The organism is Kitasatospora putterlickiae (assembly GCF_039527695.1).
Classification (GTDB): Bacteria; Actinomycetota; Actinomycetes; order Streptomycetales; family Streptomycetaceae; genus Kitasatospora; species Kitasatospora putterlickiae.
Genome location: NZ_BAAAKJ010000251.1, coordinates 2,165 through 9,404, shown reverse-complemented (window position 1 = coordinate 9,404; position 7,240 = coordinate 2,165). Strand labels below are relative to the sequence as shown.

Below are 7,240 nucleotides of genomic sequence, written 5' to 3'. Positions count from 1 at the left end.
CGCCCGCCGGCAGGCCCGGCGGGTCGGCGGCGTACCGGGGGCGCTTGCCGCCGAGCGCCAGTGGCTCGGCGGTGAGCCCGCCGGCCAGCTCGACCGGCCGCCCCGGGACGACGGTGTGCCAGCGCGCCTTGGTGTAGGGGGCCAGCAGCGGGCCGACCGGGAACGCCTCGTGGAGCGCGGTGCGGACCGGCGCGGTGGCGTGCACGGACAGCTCGGCGGCCTCCCGCAGGGTCACCAGGCCCAGGGTGTGGTCGAGTTCGCCGCTGGTCAGCAGGACGCCGCGGAGCGGGGTGGCCCGGGTGCCCGGCGGCGGCGCCAGCTCGGGTGCGGCGAGCAGCTGGGAGCGCAGGTCGGGGGAGGCGTTGACCAGGTACCAGGCGGCGCCGTCGGCGCTGATCGCCAGGCAGTCCTGGCTGCGGACGGCGCCGGTGCGGCGGGCGGTGGCGCAGCCCTCGCAGCCGCAGTTCCACTGGGGCAGGCCGCCGCCAGCGGCGGTGCCGAGGATCCGGATCTTCAGCGGGTGCTCCTCACTCCGGGGCGGCGTCAGGCCGGGTCGGGGACGGGTGCCGTGAAGCGGCGCGGGACGGGTTCGGGCGTCGGTGCCGCCTCCGGTGCCGCTCGGACCAGGTGGTGGTGCGGGGAGAACCGGCAGGCCGGGTCGGTGACGCCCGGGTCGCCGGTGAACTGGAAGGCCTGGCAGCGGCAGCCGCCGTGGTCCTGCTCGCGCAGCTCGCAGCTGCGGCACGGCTCGGGCATCCAGCCGGTGCCCCGGTAGCGGTTGAAGGCGGGCGAGTCGTGCCAGCTCGCCGCCAGGCCGTCGGTGACCGCGTTCGGCACCGTCAGGCCCGGCAGTTGGGCGGCGGCCAGGCAGGGCAGCACGGCGCCGTCCGGTGCGACGACGAGCTGCTCGCGCCCCCAGCCGTTCATGCACGGCTTGGCGGTCCCGCCGTGGTGGTCGGCGACCACGTGGGTGATCTCGATCCGGTCCCCGTGCCGGGCCCGGGCCTCGGCGACGTCCCGCTCGGCCCGGCGGACCTGCTCGTCGTTGGGCGCCAGATGGGCCCGGTTGACCCAGGCCCAGCCGTAGAACTGGGTGTGCGCGAGCTCGACCCGGTCGGCGCCCAGCTCGACGGCGAGGTCGGCGATGGCGCCGAGGCGGGCGACGTTGGCCCGGTGCAGCACCGCGTTGACGGTGAGCGGCAGGCCGGCGCCGGTCAGCAGGGCGGCCGCGGCGAGCTTGCGCTCGTGCCCGGAGGGGCCGGTCAGCCGGGTCAGCCCGGCGATCGCGTCGGCCTGCCGGGGATCGGCGTCCTGGACGGAGAGCTGGACGTGGTCCAGGCCCGCCGCCGCGAGTTCGGCGGCGCGCGCGCCGTCCAGCGGCAGTCCGCTGGTGATCAGGTTGGTGTACAGGCCCAGCCCGCGCGCGTGCGCGACGATGGCGGCCAGGTCGCGGCGCAGCAGCGGTTCGCCGCCGGTCAGGTGGACCTGCAGCACGCCGAGGCCGCGCGCCTGGTCGAGCACCCGCAGCCACTGCTCGGTGTCCAGCTCGTCCCGCTGCCTGGTGAGTTCGACCGGGTTGGCGCAGTAGAGGCACTGCAGCGGGCAGCGGTGGGTGAGTTCGGCGACCAGGCCGAGCGGGGCGGGCGCCCGTTTTCCGGCGGCGGCGCCGGGCAGTCCGGCCGCCGGGTGCGGCTCGGCCGGGGTGCCGGTGCCGTCGAGGGCGAGCAGCCGGCGTCCGGCGAGGTCGGCCAGCAGCGCCAGCACCTGGCCGGCGTCCACCCCGTCGTACTCCTCGGCGAGGCGGGTGGTGATCCGCCCGGCGTCGCGCCGCCCGTCGCAGTGCCGGAGTACGGCGGCGGCGGTCGCGTTGAGCAGCAGCACGCCCTCCGGGTAGAGCAGGGCGGCCTGTCGGCGCACCGGGTCGTGGACCATCCGCACCCCGCGCCGCAGCCCGGGGACCACGGCGGCGGGTGCGGCGTTCACCGGGCGGTCCCGGCGGGCACCGCGGTCCCCACCGGTGCGGCGCTGCCGGCCGTGGCCGCGGTCTCCGGGCCGTAGTCGACGGCGTCGAGCATCGCGCGCAGCACCTCGCACTTGAACGCCAGCGCCTCCACGGCGGCCCGCTGCTGCTCGGCCGTCACGCAGTGGTCGAGCACCAGGTCGAGGGTCCGCGCGCTGTCCCGGCGGGCGTCGGGGATCCGGTGCTCGAAGTAGGCGTAGCCGGCCGGGTCGATCCACTCATAGTGCTTCTGCCAGGCGGTCACCCGCTCCGCCATGTGGTCGGGCGAGAACATCTCGGTCAGCGCCGCCGCCACGCCCTCGGTCCACGACCGGGTCCGGCAGAAGTGCAGATAGCCGTCGACGGCGAAGCGCACGCCGCGCGCCACGTGCCGCTCGTCCAGCACCTCGGCCCGGGTCAGGCCGACGGCCTCGGCGAGCACCAGCCAGTCGGCCAGCCCGCCCTCGCCCTCGTGCGGGCCGTCCTGGTAGCCGAGCCGCCGGGTCCACTCCCGACGGACCTCCGGCAGCGGGCAGTCGGCGATGATCGCGGCGTTCTTCCGGGTCAGGATCAGCTGGTAGTACCAGCGGTTGGCGACCCAGCGCCGCAGCTCCGGCGGCGTGCAGCCGCCGGAGTGCAGGCGCAGATGGAACGGGTGGGTGTCCCAGTACCGTCCCCGCAGGCCGTAGAGCCTGGCCGCGAACTCCTCGCGGGTCGACGCGGTGGTGGGGGCCTGGGTCACCGAGTGGTCCGCGCGGCGTACGCGGTGACCTCGGCGCCGGTGCGGTGGCACTCCACCGCCGGGGCGGACCAGGCGGGCTTGGCCGGGGCCGCCGGCGCGGCCGGCACGGCGCCGGCGGTGGTGTCGGGGAGCTGGGGAGTGAGCGTGGACTTCATGGAGTCGCCCTCCTCGGTGACGTGGGGTTCGGGGCCGGGTGGCCTTGGAACAGGACGCTACGAGCCGCCGGGGCCGCCCGCCGGTCCAACCCGCGCGATCGCGTGACAATCGCGCTCGAACGGGTGACGCGAGGGGCGACGGGGCCGGCGCCGGGTGGACGGGTGTGAGTGTGCCGCCCGCACGGTGGCGTGTCGAGCGGGCCCGCGCGTGGTGTGTCAGGTGGTGTCCTCATCGGTTGTTCGGCGCAGCGGGCGGGGCCGTTCCGGGGGCGCTGGGCCCGTTCGGATGCGCTGGGCTGGCAGCGGGGGCGGGGGTGCCAGAGATTTCACACGCAACGGGACAAACGTCCCCGATCGAAAGGCAACTGCCGTGAAGTATCGATCCACCGCACTCGTCGCGGTCTCCGCGCTGGCCCTGGGCGTCACGCTGGCCACGAGCGTCCCGGCGACGGCGGGTGGTCCGACCGGTCCCTCCTCGCCCGCGTCCGGTCCCGAGTTCACGAAGAGCGTGCTCGCGACCGGCCTGAACGACCCCTACGAGCTCCTGTGGGGCCCGGACGGACAGCTGTGGTCCACCGAGAAGAGCGGTCTGAAGGTCACTCGAATCGATCCGGACACCGGTGAGACGACGACCGTGCTGGACCTGACGAACGAAGCGCACCACACCGAGGGCGGTCAGGACGGCGTGCTGGGCCTGGCCTTCCAGGAACCGGACCCGCACCGGGGCGGCGACGGATCCGGCGGCGACACCTACGTCTACGTGTCGTACACCTACATGACCGACACCCCCGCCGAGGTCACCGGCGAGACCAGACGGCTGAAGATCGTCCGCTACACGCTCGACTGCGACGACCACACGCTCAGCGACCCGGAGGAGATCCTGACCGGGCTGCCCTCCGGCACCGACCACCAGTCGGCCCGCCTGCGGATCGGCCAGGACGGCAAGCTGTACTACACCGTCGGCGACCAGGGCGCCAACCAGCTCGCGCACTTCTGCAACCCGAACTGGGCCCAGCGCCTGCCGACCCAGGACGAGGTGGACCAGGGTGCCTGGTTCGGCCCGTACCAGGGCAAGATCCTGCGGATCGACCCCGACGGGTCCGTCCCCGAGGACAACCCGGTCATCGGCGGTGTGCGCAGCCACGTCATCTCGTACGGCCACCGCAACAGCCAGGGCCTGGACTTCGCCCCGAACGGCACGCTCTACCAGTCCGACCAGGGGCCGAAGACCGACGACGAGGTCAACATCATCAACCCGGGCAACAACTACGGCTGGCCGCACGTGGTCGGCTGGCGCGACGACAGGGCGTACGCCTACGCGAACTGGTCGGCGTCGGCGCCCACGCCCTGCGCGGACCTCACCTACGACGACATCGACGTCCCGCCGTCGGTGCCGCAGCAGAAGGAGACCGACTGGAACGGCGCGTTCGTCCCGCCGATCAGCACCCTCGGCACCACGGTCGACAGCGGTTTCGACTTCCGGGACCCGAAGTGTGCCGAGGGCGGGCTGTACTTCATCTGCTACCCGACGGTGGCGCCCTCCAGCCTCACCTACTACGCCAAGGACGGCGTGCCCGGCTGGAAGGACTCCCTGCTCCTCACCACGCTCAAGGACGGCAGTGTCTTCCGGCTCAAGGTGTCGCCCGACGGCGGCGGCGTGGGGGAGCCCGAGCGCATCTGGACCAGCCAGAACCGCTACCGGGCGATCGCGCTGTCCCCGGACGGCGGCACGGTTTACGTGGCGACGGACAGCGCCGGCCTGGTCCGCGACGTGAACACGGGGGCCCCGAGCGCGGAACTGGAGAACCCCGGCTCCGTCCTGGCGTTCAGCGTCCAGCGGTAGCCCGCACACCGACGCGCACGCCCGTCCTCCTCAGGACGGGCGTGCGCGTCGGTACGGGACTCCGGGGCCTCCCCGGGACGGTACGGGCCCCGTGCCACGGGTCAGGCGGAGCGGCCGAACGCCACCAGATGGCCGTCCTTGGTGCCGACGAACACCCGCCCGCCGTCCGTCGCGGGCACCGAGAACCTGGTCACCGTGCCGAGCGGGAAGCTGCGCCGAAGCTTCAGCGCGCCGTTGACCGGAACCGCGTCGTAGACCCGCAGTTCGCCGTTCTGGCCGCCCGGGCCGGTGCCCGAGTAGATCGTCCACACCAGGGCCGAGCCGCTCGCCGTGCCGTTGGAGGTGACGACCGGAGAGCCGGAGGCGTAGCCGAAGCCCTCGGTGCTCGTCGCCGCGTTGGTCAACTGCGGGTTCCCGGCGCCGTTCACCGAGTACTTGAGGGCGCGCAGCGCGCCGTAGTTCTCGACCAGGTAGACGTAGCCGCCGTCGCCGCCCCAGACGCCCGGGTGGCCCCAGACGCCCTTGAACGGGCCGGTGGTGCCGACCACGCCGTCGGTGCCGTTCGGGCCCTGGCCCATGCCGCCGAGGCGGTCCCGGTCGAGCAGGAAGATCCGGCCGTCCTTGCCGACCTGCACCATCAGGTGGGGGTGCGCGGCGGTGCCGAAGCCGGACGGCAGGGCGGCCGGGCCGCCGGAGCCGAGGTCCACGTCGCCGTGGTCCATCTCCCGGTTGTTGGTGGGGCTGAAGAAGTCCCGTGCGGCGAGGCTGCCGTCGCTGTTGACGCCCAGCCGGACGACGGACTCGGCGAAGTGGCCGCCGGGCCGGTCGCCCGGGCCCTTCAGCGGGGAGGAGCCGTCGCCGGCGCCGTTGCCGGTGGCGATGAAGATCCGCCCGGCGCCGTCCGAGACCAGGCCGCCGCCGCTCATCCAGACGCCCGCGTTCTGCGAGGCGGAGCCGGACTCGGTCGACCAGAGGGTGAGTTTGCGGGTGCCGGTGTTGACGCCGGCGACGGTGCCGACGTAGGTGCCGACCCCGCAGTCCGAGGCGAACCCGAAGTAGACCGCGCCGTCCAGCAGCAGCAGTCCGGCCCGCTGGGCGGAGGTGTTCGGGTTGAACGCCACGCCGGGGCTGTTCACCGGCGCGCCCTGGACGGTGACCGGCCAGCCGCTGCGCTCGGCGCCCGAGCCGGCGTCCAGGGCGTGCACGGAGAAGTGCGTGCCCCCCTCGCTGGACTTGGAGACCAGGTAGACCGTCCTGCTCGCCTTGTCGTAGACCGGTGTCGAGACGATGCCGGTGGCGGGGGAGAGGCAGGCGGTGGAGGAGGCCACCGGGGTGCCCAGCGCGCGCTGCCACACGATCCGCCCGTCGGCCGCGTTGACGCCGTAGACGTGGTTGGTCGAGGTGGCGACGACCACCGTCGAACCGGCCACCAGGGGCTGGGCGTAGACCGCGCCGTCCACGGCGGTGGACCAGCGGCGGCCGAAGCCGGCGGAGGACACCTTGCCCGGGGCGAGGTCGGGCTCGGCGGCGTCCCAGGCGGTGCGCATGCCGTTGACGGAGACGGTCGGATTGTCGGCCCGGGCGGGGGCCGCGCCGCCGAGCGTACCGGCGGCGACGGCCGGGGCGAGCAGGGTGAACCCGGAGAGCAGGGCCGCCGCGGAGCGGGAGGTCCTGGCCCGCCGGGCGGAGGCGGGAGCGGGGGTCGGTTGCGGGGGTGCCGGTGTCGGATCCGGCCCGGTGGGGCGCGCGGGTGGGTGAGATCGGCTCATGCGATCCGCCTTGGTCGTCGGGGGGAATGGGAGAACGGCGCCGTGGCGTCATTGTCCGAACGACCGTCTCGCACCCGCATCCGTCCGGCACCATCGTGCCCGTCCCGTTCACGCCCCGGGGGGAACCGGCTGCGCCGGGCGGCGGCGCGGCCGGTCCCCCGGACCGCGTCAGACCCCCTTGGACAGCAGGAGTGCCAGCCCGGTGGCGGCGGCCGCCTCGGCGTCGGCGTTGACGTCGTCGCCCGGGCCGCGGTCCTTGACCACCTCGACGGAGTACGCGCGGCCGTCGGCGGCGAGGAAGTTCACCTCGGGGCGGCGGCCGTCCGTGCGCCGGAGCAGATAGGCGTCCCGGCCGGCGCCGGGGACCGGGGTGGCGACGAAGTCGGGGTTGGTCCTCAGCGAGGTGAACAGGGCGGGGTCCATCTCCTGGATGTGGGCGTAGGACTGCCGGGAACCCCAGGTGCAGCCCCAGACCGGCTTGCCGTCCTTCGGATCGGGGTGGGTGCCGCCGAACGGGCCGCTGGTGCCGACGGCGGCGACGACCTGGGGGGAGGTCAGCAGGGTGCAGGCGTCGGCGGGCCGCTTGCTCGCGCCGGCGGGGGTGGTGCCGATGGGGGTACCGGTGGTGGTGGGGGTGGCGGTCGGAGTCGGCGCGGGCGCGGGCGTGCCGGCGGCCGGTGCGGTGGTGGCGGGCCCGGTGGTGGCGGGCGCGGCTGGAGTGGTGGCGGCCGG

The 7,240-nt window shown here is 74.7% G+C and carries 7 protein-coding genes; 1 reads left to right on the top strand and 6 read right to left on the bottom strand.

Features of this window, described 5'->3' with window-relative positions:
• The 4 genes from ABD308_RS25220 to pqqA all read right to left on the bottom strand — a co-directional run.
• Positions 1–478: MBL fold metallo-hydrolase (locus ABD308_RS25220; protein ID WP_344338863.1), on the bottom strand; the 478-nt coding region annotated here is incomplete at its 3' end.
• A 65-nt stretch (positions 479–543) separates the two neighbouring features.
• Positions 544–1,983 carry a pyrroloquinoline quinone biosynthesis protein PqqE gene (gene pqqE, locus ABD308_RS25215; protein WP_344338859.1) on the bottom strand — a complete coding sequence of 480 codons (1,440 nt, stop codon included), beginning with the start codon at positions 1,981–1,983 and terminating at the stop codon, positions 544–546.
• Positions 1,980–2,741 (bottom strand): pyrroloquinoline-quinone synthase PqqC, encoded by a 762-nt coding sequence (gene pqqC / locus ABD308_RS25210; protein WP_344338858.1) that lies wholly within the window; start codon positions 2,739–2,741, stop codon positions 1,980–1,982. Before pqqC ends, pqqE begins: the two co-directional genes overlap by 4 nt.
• Positions 2,738–2,896, bottom strand: a complete 159-nt coding sequence (pqqA, locus tag ABD308_RS25205) for a pyrroloquinoline quinone precursor peptide PqqA (protein WP_344338856.1) — start codon at positions 2,894–2,896, stop codon at positions 2,738–2,740. Before pqqA ends, pqqC begins: the two co-directional genes overlap by 4 nt.
• Before the next feature lie 370 nt (positions 2,897–3,266).
• Here pqqA and ABD308_RS25200 point away from each other — a divergent pair, with 370 nt between their 5' ends.
• A complete protein-coding gene (locus tag ABD308_RS25200; protein WP_344338855.1) occupies positions 3,267–4,739 on the top strand; it encodes a glucose/sorbosone family PQQ-dependent dehydrogenase in 1,473 nt (490 codons plus the stop codon).
• Positions 4,740–4,840: 101 nt separating this feature from the next.
• Here the strand turns inward: ABD308_RS25200 and ABD308_RS25195 are convergent, their stop codons facing one another.
• Together ABD308_RS25195 and ABD308_RS25190 are read right to left on the bottom strand one after the other, a co-directional pair.
• Positions 4,841–6,508: an outer membrane protein assembly factor BamB family protein gene (locus ABD308_RS25195; RefSeq protein ID WP_344338854.1), complete on the bottom strand. Its 1,668-nt coding sequence runs from the start codon at positions 6,506–6,508 to the stop codon at positions 4,841–4,843.
• Between the two features lie 168 nt (positions 6,509–6,676).
• Positions 6,677–7,240: DUF3558 family protein (locus ABD308_RS25190; RefSeq protein ID WP_344338852.1), on the bottom strand; the 564-nt coding region annotated here is incomplete at its 5' end.